This is a genomic window from Burkholderia sp. L-4 (genome assembly GCF_056856535.1).
The window spans coordinates 3,399,434-3,416,977 of record NZ_JBXEOX010000001.1 but is presented as its reverse complement, the minus strand read 5'-3'; the positions used below and the strand labels follow the sequence as shown (position 1 = coordinate 3,416,977).

Here is a 17,544-nt window from a genome sequence, read left to right as displayed (position 1 = left end):
ACGTTTGCGCGAAAAAATTCGCCAATTCGATCTAAACTTTCGGTCAGCACTGCCGCTAAGTGTGAGAGACCTGTGACCGGGCTCGTGATCTGGCCCGGTTTTACTGCGCACCGGTTGTCCGGGCGCTCATGACAAGAAAGACCGGCTAGCCATGAATATCGAAACGTCGACGGACCCCAGCCTGGATGCAGGCCACTCCGGGCCCGACTATGCCCGCCGCAATCCGCTGGAAATCGGCGTGCAGCTGCGCAACCTCGTGAACCGCGGCGATTTCCTGACCGTCCAGTACCCGGGCGGCCAGCTCGTCACGCGCCTGCTCGAGGTCGACGTCGGTGCGCGGACGTTCACGTTCGACTGGGGTGCGCTGTCCGAGCAGAACGCCGGCATCCTCGGCGCGTCGCATTGCACGTTCGCGGCCTCGCCGGAAGGCGTGCGCGTCGAATTCACCACGGGCACGCCGCGCGAGACGCGCTTCGAGGGGCTGCCCGCGTTCGTCGCCGATTTCCCCGACGTGCTGGTCTGCATCCAGCGCCGCGAATATTTCCGCGTCGACGCGCCGATCGTCGATCCGTTCCTGTGCCGCGGCAAGCTGCCGGACGGCGAGAGCTTCCTGTTCGAGGTGCATAACCTGTCGCTCGGCGGCGTGGGGCTGCGCACGGCCGACGAACGCGTCGAGGCGCTCGAGGTCGGCACGCTGCTGCCGGACGTCGAGCTCGAGCTGACCGGCCACGGCAAGCTGTCGCTCGACCTGCAGCTGGTGTCGCAGCGCTCGACGCAGATGCCGAACGGGTCGCGGCGCTACCAGCTCGGCTTTCGCTACATGTCGCTGCCGGGCAGCGCGGAAAACACGCTGCAACGGCTGATCACGCAGCTCGAAATGAAGCGCCGCTCGCTCGCGCGGGCCTGACGTGCCCGCGCCCGCCGGCCTTGCCCGGCGCGCCCCGCGACCCGCCGCCGGCCCTGCCCGCCGGACGCTTCGACCGGCGACGCGCACGCGCGCGTCGCGCGTGCATTTTTTCCTCAATTTTTTCGATCGGCGGCCGTTATACCGGGAGTCACGCAACCCGGCGGCCGCAGCGCGGCCGGCTCATCAGGATCGCGCATGTCCAACACACTCATGAACCTCGGCGTCAGCGGCCTGAATGCCGCGCTCTGGGGCCTCACGACGACCGGCAACAACATCAGCAACGCCGCGACGCCCGGCTATTCGGTCGAGCGGCCGGTCTATGCCGAAACGAGCGGCCAGTACACGGGCAGCGGCTACATGCCGCAAGGCGTGAGCACCGTCACCGTGCAGCGCCAGTACAGCCAGTACCTGAGCGACCAGCTGAACACCGCGCAGACGCAGGGCGGCGCGCTGTCGACGTGGTACACGCTCGTCGCGCAGCTGAACAACTACATCGGCAGCCCGACGGCGGGGATCTCGACCGGGATCACGAGCTACTTCACCGGGCTGCAGAACGTCGCGAACAACGCGTCCGACCCGTCGGTGCGCCAGACCGCGATCAGCAACGCGCAGACGCTGGCCAACCAGATCAACGCGGCCGGCCAGCAGTACGACGCGCTGCGCCAGAGCGTGAACACGCAGCTCACCAGCACCGTGTCGCAGATCAACACGTACACCGCGCAGATCGCGCAGCTGAACCAGCAGATCGCGGCGGCGAGCAGCCAGGGGCAGCCGCCGAACCAGCTGATGGACCAGCGCGACCTCGCGGTGTCGAACCTGTCGGGCCTCGCCGGCATCCAGGTCGTGCGCAACGACAGCGGCTACAGCGTGTTCCTGTCGGGCGGCCAGCCGCTCGTCGTCGCCGACAAGAGCTACCAGCTCGCGGCCGTCACGTCGTCGTCCGATCCGAGCGAGCTGACCGTCGTGTCGCAGGGGATCGCCGGCGCGAACCCGCAGGGGCCGAACCAGGCGCTGCCCGATTCGTCGCTGTCGGGCGGCACGCTCGGCGGCCTGCTCGCGTTCCGCAGCCAGACGCTCGATCCCGCGCAGGCCCAGCTCGGCGCGATCGCGACCAGCTTCGCCGCGCAGGTCAACGCGCAGAACGCGCTCGGCATCGACCTGTCGGGCAACCCGGGCGGCAACCTGTTCACGATGCCGTCGCCGACCGTGTACTCGAACCAGGGCAATACCGGCAACGCGTCGTTGTCCGTATCGTTCGCGAACGCGTCGCAGCCGACGACGAGCGACTACACGCTCTCGTTCGACGGCACGAACTACACGCTGACCGACCGCGCGAGCGGCGCGGTGGTCGACCAGAAGGCGGGGCCGATGCCGGTCTCGCTCGGCGGGCTGAATTTCTCGACCCCGTCCGGCGCGATGAACGCCGGCGACAAGTTCACCGTGCTGCCGACGCGCGGCGCGTTGAACGGCTTCGGCCTCGCGACGACGAGCGCGTCGGCGATCGCGGCCGCGTCGCCGGCCGTCACGTCGGCGGCGAGCACCAACACCGGCACCGGCAAGATCACGCTCGGCGGCGTGACCGCGGGCTACCAGGTGCCGACGACCAAGCTGACCTACGACGCGACGGCGAAGACGCTGACGGGCTTCCCGGTCGGCACCACGGTGACGATCGGCACCACGCCGCCGACGTCGGTCACGATCAACAACCCGACGGACACCGTCCCGTACGACCCGGCGGCCGGCGCGACGCTGACGATGTCGGGGACGGCCGCGGGCGCGCTCAACGGCGTGAGCGTCACGCTGTCCGGCGCACCGGCGACCGGCGACTCGTTCACGATCGGGCCGTACGCGGGCGGCACCAGCGACGGCTCCAACGCGCTCGCGCTGTCGAAGCTGGTCAACGCGAAGGCGCTCGGCAACGGCACGACGACGCTCACGGGCGCATATGCGAGCTACGTGAACGGCATCGGCAACACGACGACCCAGCTGAAATCGTCGAGCGCCGCGCAGACCGGGCTGATCGGCCAGATCACCGAGGCGCAGCAGTCGGTGTCGGGCGTGAACCAGAACGAGGAAGCGGCCAACCTGATGCAGTACCAGCAGCTCTACCAGGCGAACGCGAAGGTGATCCAGACGGCGGCGACGCTGTTCCAGACCGTGCTCGGCCTGTTCAACTGACCGGATTCGAGGAATAGAAGCGATGCGGATTTCCAGCGCCCAGTTCTTCCAGCTGAACGTTTCCCAAATGAACGATCAGCAGGCCCAGCTCGCGCAGCTGTATCAGCAGATCTCGAGCGGCGTGAGCCTGCAGACGGCGGCCGACAACCCGGCCGGCGCGGCGCAGGCCGTGCAGCTGTCGATGACGTCGGCGACGCTGTCGCAGTACGCGACCAACCAGAACACCGCGCTCGCGTCGCTGCAGGCCGAGGACCAGACGCTGCAGAGCGTGAGCAGCGTGCTGACGAGCGCGCAGACGCTGCTCGTGCGCGCCGGCGACGGTTCGTTGTCCGACAGCGACCGCTCGGCGCTCGCGACGCAGCTGCAGGGTTACCGCGACCAGTTGATGACGCTCGCGAACACCAACGACGGCGCGGGCAACTACCTGTTCGCCGGCACGAAGAATTCGGCGGCGCCGTTTTCGACGACGCCGAGCGGCAGCGTCACCTATGTCGGCGACACGGGGACGCGCCAGGTGCAGATCGCCGATTCGAGCACCGTGGCGCAGGGCGACACGGGCGCGGCCGTCTTCATGTCGGTGCCGGCGATCGGCAGCTCGCCGGTGCCGTCGGCCGGCGCGGGCAACACGGGCACCGGCACGATCGGCGCGGTCACGGTGACGAACCCGTCGATCGCGACGAACGGCCATCAGTTCTCGATCACGTTCGGCGGCACGGCCGCCGCGCCGACCTACACGGTGACCGACAATTCGGCCAGCCCGCCGACCACCACGCCGGCGCAGGCCTATTCGGCGGGCTCGGCGATCTCGCTCGGCGGCGGGATGACGGTGGCCGTATCGGGCACGCCGGCCGCCGGCGACACGTTCGCGGTCTCGCCCGCGCCGCAGGCGAGCGGCGGCTCCGACGTGTTCTCGACGCTCGACGCGATGATCTCGGCGCTGAAGACGCCCGTGACGGCGAATGCGGTGGCGGGCGCGGCGCTGAAGAATGCGCTGATGACCGGCTCGACCAAGCTCGGCAACACGATGCGCAACGTCACGACGATCCAGGCATCGGTCGGCGGCCGCGAGCAGGAAGTCAAGGCAATGCAGGCCGTCAACCAGACGGCGTCGCTGCAGACGACCAGCAACCTGTCGGACCTGACCAGCACCAACATGGTCACGACGATCAGCCAGTACCTGCAGGTGCAGAACGCGCTGACCGGCGCGCAGAAGGCCTACGTGCAACTGCAGAACATGTCGCTGTTCCAGTACATCAACCCCTGATGCACCGCGCGCCGGCGGCGATGTGAGCGCACGCTTACGTCCGTGCCGGCGCCCTCCGCCGCCCGCGTGCCCCGCGCGGGCGGCCGCTTCGCCGGGCCGCGCGGCCGCGCACCGGTCCGCGCGGGCGGGACACCCCGTCCCGCGCCCGTCAGCCGCGCGTGCCGGCGCGCTTGCCAGCCCCATCTCCGCTCCGTAAACTCGCGCCAGATTCCAGACCGGCGCATCCCAGGCAGCCGGCGACCGACAGGAGCCCTTTCCCCATGTCCGATTCCTACTTCCCGCGCTGGCGGGTCCAATCGACCGGCGCGGCATCGCGCGTGGTCGGCCCCGACGAACGCCTGGCGTGGCCGCAGATGATCGCGATGGGCGTGCAGCACGTGGTCGCGATGTTCGGCTCGACCGTGCTCGCGCCGCTGCTGATGGGCTTCGACCCGAATCTGTGCATCTTCATGTCGGGCATCGGCACGCTGCTGTTCTTCGTGCTGGTCGGCGGCCGCGTGCCGAGCTACCTCGGCTCGAGCTTCGCGTTCATCGGCCTCGTGATCGCGGTGACGGGCTACGGCGGCAGCGGCCCGAACCCGAACATTCCGGTCGCGCTCGGCGGGATCGTCGCGTGCGGCGTCGTCTACGTCGCGCTTGGCGCGCTGGTGCAGGCGATCGGCACGCGCTGGATCGAGACGCTGATGCCGCCGGTCGTGACCGGCGCGGTGGTCGCGGTGATCGGGCTGAACCTCGCGCCGATCGCGGTCAAGGGCGTCTCGGCGTCGACCTTCGATTCGGTGATGGCGCTCGTCACGGTGCTGTGCGTCGGCGGCGTCGCGGTGTTCGCGCGCGGGATGATGCAGCGCCTGCTGATCCTCGTCGGGCTCGCGATTGCCTACGCGATCTATGCGATCGCGACCAACGGGATGGGCCTCGGCAAGCCGATCGACTTCTCGATCGTCGGGCAGGCCGCGTGGTTCGGCGTGCCGGCCTTCCGCGCCCCGGTGTTCGACCCGCACGCGATGCTGATGCTCGCGCCGATCGCGGTGATCCTCGTCGCCGAGAACCTCGGCCACATCAAGGCCGTCAGCGCGATGACGGGGCATAACCTCGACCGCTACGTCGGTCGCGCGTTCATCGGCGACGGCCTCGCGACGATCGTGTCGGGCAGCGTCGGCGGCACGGGCGTCACGACGTACGCGGAGAACATCGGCGTGATGGCCGTCACGCGGATCTACTCGACGCTGGTGTTCGCGCTCGCCGCGCTGATCGCGATCGGGCTCGGCTTCTCGCCGAAATTCGGCGCGGTGATCCAGACGATCCCGGGCCCCGTGCTCGGCGGCGTGTCGATCGTCGTGTTCGGGCTGATCGCGGTGACGGGCGCGCGGATCTGGGTCGTCAACAAGGTCGACTTTTCCGACAACCGCAACCTGATCGTCGCGGCCGTCACGCTCGTGCTCGGCGCCGGCGACTTCTCGCTGAAGTTCGGCGGCTTCGGCCTCGGCGGGATCGGCACCGCGACGTTCGGCGCGATCATCCTGTACGCGATCCTGCGCAAGGAAAAGGAACCGGGCCCGGTGGTCTGACCGGGGACGGGCGGCGCGCTGCCGCCCGCCGGCGCGCCTTCACGCGCCGGTATTCGACTGCGCCTGCAGCCACGCGCAGAACTGCGCGACGAGCGGATCGTCGCCCGGCGCGTGCGGCGTGATCCACCAGTAGCTGCGCGTCGCGATGCGCGGCCCGGCCAGCGGCATCACGAGCCGTCCGCTCGCGAGCTCGTCGTCGATCAGCGGCAGCGGGCCGAGCGCGACGCCGAGCCCGTCGACGGCGGCCTGCAGCGCCAGGTAGAAGTGGTCGAACGACTGCCGTTTGCGCCCCTTCATCGTCACGCCGGCCGCCGCGAACCAGTCGCGCCAGCCTTCCGGCCGCGTATCCGAATGCAGCAGCACGTGCCGCGCGAGATCGTCCGCGCGGGTAATCGGCGCGCGCCTGAGCAGCGCCGGGCTGCAGACCGGGATCACGCTTTCGTCGAGGAAGTGGCCGCTCGTGCAGGTCGGCCAGTGGCCGGGGCCGCGGCGGATCGCGACGTCGAAGCCGTTCAGCGTGTCGAGCGGCGCATTCGACGTCGACAGCTTCAGCTCGACGTTCGGCACGTCGCGCTGGAACCGCGACAGGCGCGGCAGCAGCCATTTCATCGCGAAGGTCGGCAGCGCGTTGATGCGCAGCACGCGCGCCGCGCCGGTATGGCGCAACTGCTCGGTCGCGTGCGCGATGCTGTCGAACGCCGCCCGCACGGTGTCCAGGTAGCGGCGGCCTTCGTCGGTGAGCTTCACGCGCTTGCCGTAGCGGTGGAACACCGGCTTGCCGAGCCACGCCTCGAATCCGGCGATCTGCCGGCTGATGGCACCATGGGTCACATGCAGCTCGTCGCCGGCGGCGCTGAAGCTTTCATGTCGTGCCGCGGCTTCAAAGGCCCGAAGCGCGGAAAAGGGCGGGAGATCGCGTGCCATGCTTGTGATTCTAGATCACAAGGACGCACCGATAAAATCGTTTTGCCATCCTCCGGAACGGCGGTAACCTCGGTTCACCGTTTAGTGAGGAGCACCATGCAATCCGTTTCCCCGCCGTCCGCCGCGACGCCCCGCCGCGTCGGCCTCGCCGAGCTGTTCACCGGTTTCCTGTCGCTCGGCCTGATGTCGTTCGGCGGCGCGTTGCCGTTCGCGCGGCGCACCATCGTCGACGAGCGCAAGTGGCTCTCCGCCGATGAATTCACCGATCTGCTCGGCCTGTGCCAGTTCCTGCCGGGCGGCAACGTGATCAACCTGTCGGTCGCGGTCGGCATGCGCTTTCGCGGCGTTGCCGGCGCGTTCGCCGGCATTCTCGGGCTGATCGCGGGCCCGACGCTCGTCGTCGTCGCGCTCGGCGTGCTGTACGCGAAGACGCAGAACGATCCGCACGTGCAGCACCTGTTCGCGGGGCTCGCGGCCGCGGCCGCCGGGCTGCTCGTCGCGATGGCCGTGAAGGTCGCGAAGCCGCTGCTGCGGGCGCCGCGCTCGGCGGCCGCGATCGCGGCGCTGGCGTTCGTCGCGATCGCGGTGGTGCGCCTGCCGCTGCTGACCACGATGCTCGTGCTGACACCCGTCAGCGTGTGGCTCGCGTCGCGCCGCCGCGACGCGGGCACGCCACAGCCGGCGCCGGCCGCCGCGCGGGGCGCGCACGATTCGCAGGGCACGCCCGACTCGCAACCGGAGCGCCGGCCATGAACGACACGCTGATCGCCATCGCGACGATCTTCAGCCAACTGTCGCTGCTCGCATTCGGCGGCGGCAACACGATCCTGCCGGAGATGCAGCGGCAGGTCGTCGACGTGCATCACTGGATGAGCGCGCACGAGTTCACCGCGCTGTTCGCGCTGGCCCAGGCGGCGCCCGGGCCGAACATGATGATCGTGTCGCTGGTCGGCTGGCACGTGGCCGGCTGGGCGGGGCTGCTGGTCGCGTCGCTCGCGAAGTTCGGGCCGTCGTCGATCGTCACCGTGCTCGCGCTGCATGCGTGGGAGCGCTTTCGCGACCGGCCGTGGCGCCGCTACGTGCAGCAGGGGATGATGCCCGTCACGGCCGGGCTCGTCGCGGCGAGCGCGCTGCTGATCTCCGAGGCGTCGAACCGCACGGCGATCCAGTGGGGCATCACGGCCGCGTGCGCGGTGCTGGCGTGGCGCACGCGCATCCATCCGCTGTGGCTGCTCGCCGGCGGCGCGCTGATCGGCCTCACGGGCATCGGGCAGTGAGCGGCCCGCGGCCGGCCGGCTAGCGCGACGCCGGCAGGTCGCCGTTCACGAGGCCGAGCAGCCGGCCGCGCGCGCTGCCGACGTCGTCCGTCACCGCCGGCCAGTCGGCCACGAAACCCGCGTCGAGCGCGTCGCGCATGATCGCGCCGTAATCGGCCTTGCCGACCTTGCCGCCGCGCAACGCGTCGGCCACCTCGTGCTTCAGCTTCGGTGTGAACGACGGATAGGCGGCCACCCGCGCCGCGTACTGGCGCGCATCGATCTCGCCCGATTCGCGGTTGAACGCCCGGACGGCCACCAGCACGATCGCGGCGAACGGGATCACGGTATGGCGCAGGAAGAACTTCGCGAGTGTCATTCGAAGGCTCGGTGAAGCGGCGCGGGGCGGCGCTCGGGGGGCAGTCGTGGCGCGATCGGAGCCAGTCGGCCCGGTATACTCGGCCGGTCTTCCGGCGACGCAACCCGCCCGGTCGCGAGGCTTCGAGGCTTCGGCGCGCGGCGATGCGCGCCGGGAATCGGCCCTCCGACGGCCAGCATCATATTGGCGCGCGGCACGCGGGCGAGGTCCGGCCGCGCGGCGCCGGCGGCGTTCGCGCCGGCCGGCAGGACTGAATTTCGCACCGCCCGCCGCGCATGGCCGGGCGGCGTGCACCACGGGAGGATCGATGGATCTCGACGGCGCCAGCCGCAATCTCACCGTCGCCGCATTGCTCACGCTGTCCGGCGGCTACCTCGACGCGTACACGTACGTCGGCCACGGCCACGTGTTCGCGAACACGATGACCGGCAACGTCGCGCTGCTCGGCATCAACCTGTCGGCCGGCGAATGGGCCGCTGCGCTGCATCACGTGCCGCCGCTCGTCGGCTTCGTGATCGCGGTGTTCGTCGCGCACCTGCTCGGCCTTGCCGCGCAGCGCGGCTGGATGCGGCACACGGCGTTCACGAGCCTGATCGTCGAGATCGCGTTTCTCGGCATTGCCGCGAGCGGGCTCGTCGGCGTGTCGAGCGCGTGGCTGATTCCGGGCATCTCGTTCGTCGCGACGCTGCAGACGCTGTCGTTCACCCATCTGGAGGAACTGTCGTACACGTCGGTGATGACGACCGGCAACCTGCGGCGCGCCGCGCAGAAGCTGTTCGTCGGGCTGATCCCGCGCTACGACGCGGGCGCGCTGCACGACTCGGCGCTGCTCGCGACGATCAGCTTCTGCTTCCTGGCCGGCGCGGTGGCCGGCGGCCTCGTGACGCGGCTCATGCCGGACCTCGCGCTGTGGGGCGCGGTGCTGCTGCTCGTCGGCGCGTTCGCGGAAATCGTGCGGCGCGCGTGGCGCCGGCATACGGCCGACGGCGGGCCGGCGGCGGCGTGACCCCGTACACGGCGCACGCTTGCGTGCGCCGATCCGTTCCGGGGCGCCTGTCGCGCGATCCTGACAAACCCGACGCACCGTAAACTCGCGGCCGGTTGCCGCCGCGCGGCGCTCGCCGCCCGCCGGGCAGGCGTCACGCCCGTAACGTTGTGCGCGGGCGACAGTTCCGCGATTACCGCGCATTTCAATTTCTTTCAGCGATTGCACTCGTCATATGATTCAGGCCACATCGCGCGCGCCAAAAACGCGAGCGATCGCCACCCGGCTGCGCACGCGGCCGGCCATGAATGGAGACTCCAACAAACAGGAAAGCTCATGAAGCAGACCACCCGACTCGCAGCCATCGCAGGGGGCGCCGCGCTCGCATTTGCCAGCCAGTACGCGGCCGCGCAAAGCTCGGTCACGCTCTGGGGCGTCGCCGACGCCAGCATCCGTTACCTGACCAACGCCAACGCCAAGAACGACGGCCTGCTGTCGATGACCAACGGCGCGATCACGAACAGCCGCTTCGGCATCTACGGCACGGAAGACCTCGGCGGCGGCCTGAAGGCCGTGTTCAACCTCGAAAGCGGCGTGAACCTGCAGAACGGCGCATTCGCCGACAGCGGCCGCCTGTTCAACCGCGCAGCGTACGTCGGCCTGCAGAGCCCGTACGGCACGGTGACCCTCGGCCGCCAGAAGACGCCGCTGTTCGACCTGCTGTCGGACACCTACGATCCGCTCACGGTCGGCAACTACCTCGAAAACGCATGGCTGCCGGTGGCACTCGGCGGCGGCCTGTATGCGGACAACCAGATCAAGTACACCGGCAAGTTCGACGGCCTGACCGCGAAGGCGATGTACTCGACGGGCACCAACTACGAATCGACCGGCGCCGGCGGCTTCTCGGGCCAGATTCCGGGCTCGCTCGGCAAGGGCAATGCGTGGGGCGTGTCGCTGTCGTACGTGATGGGGCCGCTCAGCATCGCGGCCGGCGCGCAGCAGAACAGCGACAACTCGGCACGCAAGCAGACGATCTACCACGCGAACGTCGTGTATGCGTTCAGCAAGGCGAAGATCTACGCGGGCTACCTGCGTTCGAAGGACGACACCGGCTTCGTCGACAGCCTGCTCGCGCAGCAGACGATTCCGGTCGCGAAGGGCACGGGCCGGATCGACGACGGTCCATTCGCGGGCGTGAGCTGGCAGGTCAGCGCACCGCTGACGCTGACGGGCGCGTTCTACTACGACCACATGCGCAACGCGATGACCACGAACGGCACGCTCGCGAGCGGCAACCGCTATGCGATCGTCGGCATCGCGGAGTACGCGCTGAGCAAGCGCACCGAAGTCTACGGCACCGTCGACTTCAACAAGACGAACGGCGCGGCGAACGTCGAGCTGCCGGGGCGCAGCAACCAGACGGGCATCGCGATCGGCCTGCGCAATATCTTCTGACGAACGTCGGAACGCATGCGCCGGCATTCGCCCGGCGCGCATCGAAGAGGCGCCGCGAGGCGCCTCTTTTTTTTCGATCCGCGACCTTCATACGCGCGCACGACTATTCGGTAATCGCTCCATTGCCGAACTCCCGCGCCGTAAGCGATCCGTCGGCATTCCAGAACATACTTTTACAGTACGCGCGCAGGCTTTCCGCTACGCTGCGTGCATCGCCCGTTGCGTGCCGTCAGGCCCGCGCGTGCGTCGTTCCGGTGGCGCGCGTCGAGCGCGGCCGGCCAGGTGCGTAACTTGTGTATCCGGCGATGACAATCGCGGTCCGCCGGTTTTTTTCGTGGGACGATGCGCTCACGATTTTCTTGAAGGGGACGACGATGGGTATCCTGAACACCGTGGGTGAAATCGCCGGCGCAATCGCAGCCGTGGAAGGCGCGGAGAAGCTCGATCCGGATGCGGGCCTGCTGACCAAGGCGGCCGCGGCCGTGGCCGGCTTCAAGGGCGCCGAAGCGATCGAAGGCATGCTCGAGAAGAAGGAAGAGCAGCCGCAGCAGGCAGACGACACGCAGGCGACGGACGGCAGCGACACGTCGCAGGCATGAGCATGGCGGCGGTCCGGCTGCGGGCGCGCCCTTCGCGCGCCCGGGCGGACCGGTGCCGCGCGGCCGGCGGGTCGGGCATGCGGTCGATCGGTGACGCATGGCACACCCGGCAGCCGGTTTGATCGGCGAGAGGCCACGTCTCTCGCCGTTTTTTATTGGGCGCGCGCCCGGCGCCGCGCGCCGCACGCATCCCCGAATCTTGCTATCGTCCGTTCATCCGAACTGCGATGAGGCAATGCGATGGATTTCGACTACGACCTGTTCGTCATCGGCGCCGGCTCCGGCGGCGTGAGGCTCGCGCGGATGTCCGCGTCATACGGCGCACGCGTCGGCATAGCGGAAGAAGAGCAGATCGGCGGCACCTGCGTGCTGCGCGGCTGCATCCCGAAGAAGCTGCTCGTCTACGCATCGCACTATCCGCATGAAGTCAAGGACGCGAAGGGCTTCGGCTGGACCTTCGGCGCCGGCACGCTCGACTGGCCCGCGCTGATCGCCGCGAAGGATCGCGAGATCAACCGGCTCAGCGGCATCTACATCAACCTGCTGACGCAGTCGGGTGTCGACATGCACGCGGGCCGCGCGACGCTCGTCGATGCGCATACCGTCACGATCGGCGGCCGCACGCTCCGTGCGCGCCACATCGCGATCGCGACCGGCTCGCGTCCGTCGTTGCCGCCGCGTCCCGGTATCGAGCACGCGATCACGTCGCGCGAGGCGCTGTCGCTCCCGGCGCTGCCCGCGCGCATCGCGGTGGTCGGCGGCGGGTATATCGCGGTCGAGTTCGCGGGCATCTTCAACGGCTTCGGCAGCCAGGTCGACCTGTTCTATCGCGGCGAAAAGATCCTGCGCGGCTTCGACGACGACGTGCGCCAGTTCCTGACCGACGAGATGACGAAGCAGGGCGTCGCGATCCACGCGCGCGCGGTGGTCGAGTCGATCGAACGCGCGGACGACGGCACGTTGAGCGTGCGCGTCGGCGATGCATGGCACGGGCCGTACGACCAGGTGCTCTATGCGACCGGCCGCGTGCCGAACGTCGACGGGCTCGGGCTCGAGCAGGCGGGCGTGATGCTCGACGCGCGCGGCGCGATCGCCGTCGATGCGTATTCGGCGACATCGGTGCCGTCGATCCACGCGATCGGCGACGTCACGTCGCGGCCGCAGCTCACGCCGGTCGCGACGCGCGACGGCGGGCTGCTCGCGCGCACGCTGTTCGGCGGGTCGCGCGTCGCGGCCGATCATGCCTGCGTGCCGTCGGCCGTCTTCAGTCAGCCCGAGGTCGCGACGGTCGGTCTGACCGAGGCCGATGCGCGTCACGCGCACGGCGAGGTCGACGTCTACCGCACGTCGTTCAAGGCGCTGCGCCATACGCTGTCGGGGCGCGACGAGCGCACGATGATGAAGCTCGTCGTCGCGCGCGACAGCCAGCGCGTGGTCGGCGCGCACATGGTCGGCCGCGACGCGGGCGAGATCATCCAGGGCATCGCGATCGCGATTCGCGCGGGCGCGACGAAGGCGCAGTTCGACGACACGATCGGCATTCACCCGACCGCGGCGGAGGAATTCGTGACGATGCGGCAGAAGGTGGCCGAGTAGCGGGCCCGGCGCGCATTCATACCGGCGCGTGGGCACCGGCCACGTTCGCGCGCAGCCGTTCGTCGCGGGCGCGCATGCCGCTCAATGCACGCCGAACGCGTCGAGCAGCCGGTACCAGCTCATCGCGAGCACCAGCGCCGGCGTGCGCAGCGCTTCGCCGCCGGGGAAGTCGCGATGCCGGATCTTGTCGAACAGGTCGAAGCGGCTCGCCTGTCCGTCGATCGCTTCGGCGATCAGCTTGCCCGCGAGCGCGGTCGTGTTTACGCCGTGCCCCGAAAACCCCTGCGCGAAGTACATCGTCGGCGCGATGCGGCCGAAGTGCGGCGCGCGGTTCATCGTGATGTCGACGAAGCCGCCCCACGCGTAGTCGACCTTCACGTCCGCGAGCTGCGGGAACGTCTTCAGCATGTCGGCACGCATCGCCGCGGCGAGGTCGCGCGGTTCCCGCGTCGAATAGCTGACCTTGCCGCCCCACACGAGCCGCGTGTCGGGCGCCGGCCGGAAATAGTCGAGCACGAAGCGGCTGTCGCAGATCGCCGCGCGGGCAGGCATCAGCGCGGCGGCGCGCGCTTCGCCGAGCGGCTCGGTCGCGATCACGTAGGTGCCGACCGGCATGATCTTCCTCGCCAGCGCGGGCGCGAGCGTGCCGACGTAGGTGTTGCACGCGAGCACGACGAAGCGCGCGCGCACGTTGCCGCCGCGCGTCTCGACGACGTGGCCGCCCGCTACGTCGCGCACGCGCGTCACGCAGCTGTCCTCGTGGATGCGCACGCCCGCGCCGGTCGCCGCCCGCGCGAGGCCGAGCGTGTAGTTGAGCGGATGCAGGTGGCCGCTGTCGGGGTCGTACAGCCCGCCGCAATAGCGGGCCGACTGCACGTAGTCGCCGAGTTCGTCGGCTTCGACGAAGTGGAAGCGGTCGTAGCCGAAGCGTTTCGCGGCGTCGTCGCGCCAGCGTTTGAGCGAATCGGCGTCGCGCTCGGTGTTCGCGGCGGTCAGGTAGCCGGGCACCAGCGCGCAGTCGATGTCGTGCTGCGCGATACGCGACTTCACGAGCGACAGCGTTTCGAGCCCCATGTCCCAGATGCGCTTCACGTCGCTTTCCGGCATGAACTGGCCGAACGTGTCGATGTCGCACGCAAAGCCGCCGATCAGCTGGCCGCCGTTGCGGCCGCTCGCCGCCCATCCGACCCGCGACGCTTCGAGCACGGCCACCGAATGGCCGCGCTCGGCGAGGTTGAGCGCGGCGGAGAGGCCCGTGAGGCCCGCTCCGATCACGCACACGTCGGCGTCGATCGTGCCGGCGAGCGGCGGGTGGCGGGTCGTATCGTTGGCGGTTGCCGCGTAGTACGACGCGACGTGCGGCTGGTTGGCGAAGGTCTGCATGATCGGGAGTACGGAGAAAAGGAGTTCAGAACAGCTCGCGCACGCGGTGGTACAGCATCCCGAGTTCGAGCGCGGGTTGCCGCCATGCGTCGCCGCCGGGAAAGCGCCGGTGACGCAAGCGTGCGAACAGGTCGAACGCATGCGTGTCGCCCGCGATCGCGCCGGCGATCGCGCGTCCGGCGATGCCGGTGAGCGCGACGCCGTGGCCGCTGAAGCCCTGGACGTAGAAGAAGTTCGGATCGAGTGCGCCGAAGTCCGGCGCGCGGTTGCGCGTGACGTCGACGAAGCCGCCCCACGCGTGGTCGACGCGTACGTCGCCGAGCTGCGGGAACACGCCGACCATGCGCTGCCGGATCGCTTCGGCGAGCGCGGCGGGCGAGGCGCCGGCCGAGTTCGCGCGGCCGCCGAACAGCATCCGGTGGTCTGCCGACAGCCGGAAGTAGTCGAGGAAGAAGTTGTTGTCGCACACGGCTTCGCGGCGGGCGATCAGCGCGTCGGCGCGCGTCTGCCCGAGCGGCTCGGTCGCGATGATGTACGACGCGATCGGCGCGATGCGGGCGGCGGTCGCGGCCGGGAGAATGCCGCCGGGCCCCGCGTTGCAGCACGCCACGACGAAGCGGCAGCGCACCTCGCCCGACGGCGTGCGCACGACGGGCCGCGCACCGCGCACGATGTCGAGCGCCGGCGTGTGCGCATGCAGCGCGATGCCTTCGCGGCGCGCCGCGTCGGCGAGGCCGAGGCAGTACTTGAGCGGATGCAGGTGGCCCGACAGCGGATCGTGCACGCCGGCCAGGTAGCGTGTCGATGCGATGCGTGCGCGGATCTCGCCGGTATCGAGCCATGCGAGCGACGGATGGCCCCATCGCGACGTCGCGGCTTCCATCCACGCGCGCAGGTCGTCGATACGGCGCGGTTTCGTCGCGACCGTCAGGTAGCCGCGCGTGAAGTCGCAGTCGATCCCGTAGCGCGCGATCCGTTCGGCGATCAGCGCGACGCCGTCGAGCGACAGCGACCACGCGGCACGCGCGCCGTCGGCGCCGAGCTGCCGCTCGATCACCTCGTCCTTCGCGAAGCCCGTGATCGCCTGGCCGCCGTTGCGGCCCGACGCGCCCCAGCCGGGCCGGTGCGCATCGATCACGGCGACGGACAGCCCGCGCGCGCGGCAATCGAGCGCCGTCGACAGGCCCGCGAAGCCGGCGCCGATCACGCACACGTCGACGTCGATCGCGTCCTCGAGCACCGGATCGTCCGCCATCGGGCGTGCGACCGTTGCTTCGTAGTACGAGTCGCGCGCGAGCGCATCCGCGCGGCGGGTGAAAGACTGCGTCATCAAAACGTCTCCTTCGAAAAGGCGGCAAGCTGCGCGCAGCCACCCCTGAAAACGGCGCGGGACGCCGTGCGCGCGGCACGGCGTCCCGCGTGTGCTGCGTCAGAACGAATAGATGAACTGCGTGGCGAGCAGGTCGTTGGACTTGCCGTACGAACCGTCGTTGCGCAGGAACACCTTGTTGTTCGCCCAGTCGTGCCGGTATTCGACCTTCACGGTGATCTGCTGGGTCGGATAGAACAGCAGGTCGAGCGCGACGTCCTGGCGTACCGCCCCCTTGCACTCGAAGCCGAGGCCGCCGCCGGCCTTCGACTGCGCGAGGCAGTCCGCGTCGACGCCGAAGCCGTTGCTCGGATCCATCCCGTTGCCGTTCAGCGCGATGCCGCCGCCGCCGCCGCCGTTCTTCGAGTTGGCGAGCAGGTCGTAGCGCAGCGTCACGCCCATGCGGCCGACCACCGGCGCGTTGAACTTGCGGTGCGCGAGCAGCGACAGGCCGTACCACTGCGCGAGCCCGCCGTTGAACGCCGCGTGCTGCTGCCGGCCGTAGTCGACTTCCGCGTTGTACTGAATATCGGCGAGCGTGTAGGTCGCGTCGAGTTCGCCGAAGAAGAACGAACCGTATGCGCTCGGTGCCGCCCCGCCCGGGCCGTAGTGGACGACGCCGTTGTCATCGATCGCGCTCGACAGCGTCTGCCGCCCGATGTTGAACGAACCGCCGATATCGAGCGCGCTCGACCACGTGTAGTCCGCGCGCGCGGTGAAGGTCGGCACCTTGTTGCTGGTGGTGATCGGATCGCCGAGCGCATTGGTGCCCGTCTGCGTGACCGAACCGTACGTGCGGTACTGCTCGTTGCCGAGGAAGAACTTCCACGCCCAGTTGCCCTTCGTGTAGTTCGCGCCGACACCGACGTAGCTGCCCGGATCGGAGAAATCGTACAGCAGGTTGTGCGTGAGCGTGAGCATCTGGTTCGACTGCTGCACCTCGTAGCCGCCGAAGCTCGGGATCAGGCCGGCGACCAGTGTCGTCGTGGCGGTGATCGGCACGTTGACGACCGCCGTGTTCAGCAGGTTGTCGGTGATCGAGCCGCGCGAGTTCTGCAGCAGCGTGATGCCGTTGCCGCGGTTCGGCATCAGCGTGATCTCGGCCGACGGCGCCATCGGGCCGACGCCGAACGTCTTCTTGATGTCGAGGTAGAGATCGCCGAACGTGCTGTTGAAGTAGTTGTACGCGTTCTCGTGGTTCGCGAACAGGAACGACGACGTGCCGGCCGCGCGGTTGTAGATGTAGGTCGGGTCGATGTAGCCCGTGACCGACAGGCCGGCCAGCGGGCCCGTGTTGGCCGCGTCGGTCAGCGAATCGACCTTCAGCTGCTGGTTCGCGATCTGCTGCTTCATTTCGCTGACCTCGTCGTTGGTCAGCGTGGCCTGTGCCTTGCCGTAATCCGGCGAGCCCGGATCGGCGGCCACCGCGACGACCTTGCCGCCGCCGCCCGTGCCGGCGCCTGCACCCGCGCCGGCAGTCGCGACCGCCGTGCCGCCCGGCTTCGCGGCGAGCTGCGCCTGCATCGCCTTCATCTGTTTCTGCAGTGCTGCGACCTGCGCCTGCAGCGCCTTGATCTCGGCGGATGTGGAACCGGCCAGCGCGATGCCCGGCAACGCGCCGGCCACCAGCAGGCAGATCAGTTTCTTCTTCATTGCGGATTCTCCTTGTCGTGCGCCT

Annotated in this window: 15 protein-coding genes; 10 read left to right on the top strand and 5 right to left on the bottom strand. The window is 69.4% G+C overall.

The window, feature by feature from the left end:
- Nucleotides 1-151 precede the first annotated feature (151 nt).
- From AC1VVG_RS15890 to AC1VVG_RS15875, 4 genes are all read left to right on the top strand, one after another.
- A complete protein-coding gene (locus tag AC1VVG_RS15890; RefSeq protein WP_034190316.1) occupies nt 152-907 on the top strand; it encodes a flagellar brake protein in 756 nt (251 codons plus the stop codon).
- Between the two features lie 195 nt (nt 908-1,102).
- Nucleotides 1,103-3,085: a flagellar hook-associated protein FlgK gene (flgK, locus tag AC1VVG_RS15885; protein ID WP_034190317.1), complete on the top strand. Its 1,983-nt coding sequence runs from the start codon at nt 1,103-1,105 to the stop codon at nt 3,083-3,085.
- 22 nt (nt 3,086-3,107) lie between these two features.
- Nucleotides 3,108-4,349 carry a flagellar hook-associated protein FlgL gene (gene flgL, locus AC1VVG_RS15880; RefSeq protein ID WP_034190318.1) on the top strand — a complete coding sequence of 414 codons (1,242 nt, stop codon included), beginning with the start codon at nt 3,108-3,110 and terminating at the stop codon, nt 4,347-4,349.
- Nucleotides 4,350-4,609: 260 nt separating this feature from the next.
- Nucleotides 4,610-5,917, top strand: a complete 1,308-nt coding sequence (locus AC1VVG_RS15875) for a solute carrier family 23 protein (protein ID WP_034190319.1) — start codon at nt 4,610-4,612, stop codon at nt 5,915-5,917.
- Between the two features lie 39 nt (nt 5,918-5,956).
- Here AC1VVG_RS15875 and AC1VVG_RS15870 read toward each other — a convergent pair whose 3' ends face one another.
- Nucleotides 5,957-6,841 (bottom strand): transcriptional regulator GcvA, encoded by an 885-nt coding sequence (locus AC1VVG_RS15870; RefSeq protein ID WP_482835835.1) that lies wholly within the window; start codon nt 6,839-6,841, stop codon nt 5,957-5,959.
- A gap of 96 nt (nt 6,842-6,937) precedes the next feature.
- Between AC1VVG_RS15870 and AC1VVG_RS15865 the strand changes: the two genes are divergently transcribed.
- Both AC1VVG_RS15865 and AC1VVG_RS15860 read left to right on the top strand, forming a co-directional pair.
- Nucleotides 6,938-7,594 (top strand): chromate transporter, encoded by a 657-nt coding sequence (locus AC1VVG_RS15865; RefSeq protein ID WP_049028234.1) that lies wholly within the window; start codon nt 6,938-6,940, stop codon nt 7,592-7,594.
- Nucleotides 7,591-8,118 carry a chromate transporter gene (locus AC1VVG_RS15860; RefSeq protein ID WP_034190322.1) on the top strand — a complete coding sequence of 176 codons (528 nt, stop codon included), beginning with the start codon at nt 7,591-7,593 and terminating at the stop codon, nt 8,116-8,118. The genes AC1VVG_RS15865 and AC1VVG_RS15860 overlap by 4 nt, the downstream gene beginning before the upstream one ends.
- A 19-nt stretch (nt 8,119-8,137) precedes the next feature.
- Here the strand turns inward: AC1VVG_RS15860 and AC1VVG_RS15855 are convergent, their stop codons facing one another.
- Nucleotides 8,138-8,476 (bottom strand): hypothetical protein, encoded by a 339-nt coding sequence (locus AC1VVG_RS15855; RefSeq protein WP_482835834.1) that lies wholly within the window; start codon nt 8,474-8,476, stop codon nt 8,138-8,140.
- A gap of 307 nt (nt 8,477-8,783) precedes the next feature.
- On the opposite strand from AC1VVG_RS15855, the gene AC1VVG_RS15850 reads away from it, so the two are divergent.
- From AC1VVG_RS15850 to gor, 4 genes are all read left to right on the top strand, one after another.
- A complete protein-coding gene (locus AC1VVG_RS15850; RefSeq protein WP_049028231.1) occupies nt 8,784-9,482 on the top strand; it encodes a YoaK family protein in 699 nt (232 codons plus the stop codon).
- Nucleotides 9,483-9,797: 315 nt separating this feature from the next.
- Nucleotides 9,798-10,919 (top strand): porin, encoded by a 1,122-nt coding sequence (locus AC1VVG_RS15845; protein WP_034190325.1) that lies wholly within the window; start codon nt 9,798-9,800, stop codon nt 10,917-10,919.
- A 374-nt stretch (nt 10,920-11,293) separates the two neighbouring features.
- Nucleotides 11,294-11,518 (top strand): hypothetical protein, encoded by a 225-nt coding sequence (locus tag AC1VVG_RS15840; RefSeq protein WP_027788932.1) that lies wholly within the window; start codon nt 11,294-11,296, stop codon nt 11,516-11,518.
- A gap of 240 nt (nt 11,519-11,758) precedes the next feature.
- Complete coding sequence (gene gor, locus AC1VVG_RS15835; RefSeq protein WP_482835833.1) at nt 11,759-13,114, top strand: glutathione-disulfide reductase; 1,356 nt, start codon at nt 11,759-11,761, stop codon at nt 13,112-13,114.
- 81 nt (nt 13,115-13,195) lie between these two features.
- On the opposite strand, the gene AC1VVG_RS15830 is transcribed toward gor, so the two are convergent.
- The 3 genes from AC1VVG_RS15830 to AC1VVG_RS15820 all read right to left on the bottom strand — a co-directional run bounded on the left by AC1VVG_RS15830 (nt 13,196) and on the right by AC1VVG_RS15820 (nt 17,519).
- Nucleotides 13,196-14,497: an NAD(P)/FAD-dependent oxidoreductase gene (locus AC1VVG_RS15830; RefSeq protein ID WP_034190327.1), complete on the bottom strand. Its 1,302-nt coding sequence runs from the start codon at nt 14,495-14,497 to the stop codon at nt 13,196-13,198.
- A gap of 25 nt (nt 14,498-14,522) precedes the next feature.
- A complete protein-coding gene (locus tag AC1VVG_RS15825) occupies nt 14,523-15,827 on the bottom strand; it encodes an NAD(P)/FAD-dependent oxidoreductase (RefSeq protein WP_482835832.1) in 1,305 nt (434 codons plus the stop codon).
- Nucleotides 15,828-15,926: 99 nt separating this feature from the next.
- A complete protein-coding gene (locus tag AC1VVG_RS15820; RefSeq protein ID WP_034190329.1) occupies nt 15,927-17,519 on the bottom strand; it encodes a DUF3138 family protein in 1,593 nt (530 codons plus the stop codon).
- Nucleotides 17,520-17,544: the final 25 nt, after the last annotated feature.

Coding starts and splice junctions, on each gene's coding strand:
- AC1VVG_RS15840 (WP_027788932.1), top strand. CDS start 11,294: ATGGGTATCCTGAACACCGTGGGTGAAATCGCCGGCGCAATCGCAGCC.
- gor (WP_482835833.1), top strand. CDS start 11,759: ATGGATTTCGACTACGACCTGTTCGTCATCGGCGCCGGCTCCGGCGGC.
- AC1VVG_RS15845 (WP_034190325.1), top strand. CDS start 9,798: ATGAAGCAGACCACCCGACTCGCAGCCATCGCAGGGGGCGCCGCGCTC.
- AC1VVG_RS15890 (WP_034190316.1), top strand. CDS start 152: ATGAATATCGAAACGTCGACGGACCCCAGCCTGGATGCAGGCCACTCC.
- AC1VVG_RS15820 (WP_034190329.1), bottom strand. CDS start 17,519: ATGAAGAAGAAACTGATCTGCCTGCTGGTGGCCGGCGCGTTGCCGGGC.
- AC1VVG_RS15830 (WP_034190327.1), bottom strand. CDS start 14,497: ATGCAGACCTTCGCCAACCAGCCGCACGTCGCGTCGTACTACGCGGCA.
- AC1VVG_RS15865 (WP_049028234.1), top strand. CDS start 6,938: ATGCAATCCGTTTCCCCGCCGTCCGCCGCGACGCCCCGCCGCGTCGGC.
- AC1VVG_RS15825 (WP_482835832.1), bottom strand. CDS start 15,827: ATGACGCAGTCTTTCACCCGCCGCGCGGATGCGCTCGCGCGCGACTCG.
- AC1VVG_RS15870 (WP_482835835.1), bottom strand. CDS start 6,841: ATGGCACGCGATCTCCCGCCCTTTTCCGCGCTTCGGGCCTTTGAAGCC.
- AC1VVG_RS15875 (WP_034190319.1), top strand. CDS start 4,610: ATGTCCGATTCCTACTTCCCGCGCTGGCGGGTCCAATCGACCGGCGCG.
- flgL (WP_034190318.1), top strand. CDS start 3,108: ATGCGGATTTCCAGCGCCCAGTTCTTCCAGCTGAACGTTTCCCAAATG.
- AC1VVG_RS15860 (WP_034190322.1), top strand. CDS start 7,591: ATGAACGACACGCTGATCGCCATCGCGACGATCTTCAGCCAACTGTCG.
- flgK (WP_034190317.1), top strand. CDS start 1,103: ATGTCCAACACACTCATGAACCTCGGCGTCAGCGGCCTGAATGCCGCG.
- AC1VVG_RS15850 (WP_049028231.1), top strand. CDS start 8,784: ATGGATCTCGACGGCGCCAGCCGCAATCTCACCGTCGCCGCATTGCTC.
- AC1VVG_RS15855 (WP_482835834.1), bottom strand. CDS start 8,476: ATGACACTCGCGAAGTTCTTCCTGCGCCATACCGTGATCCCGTTCGCC.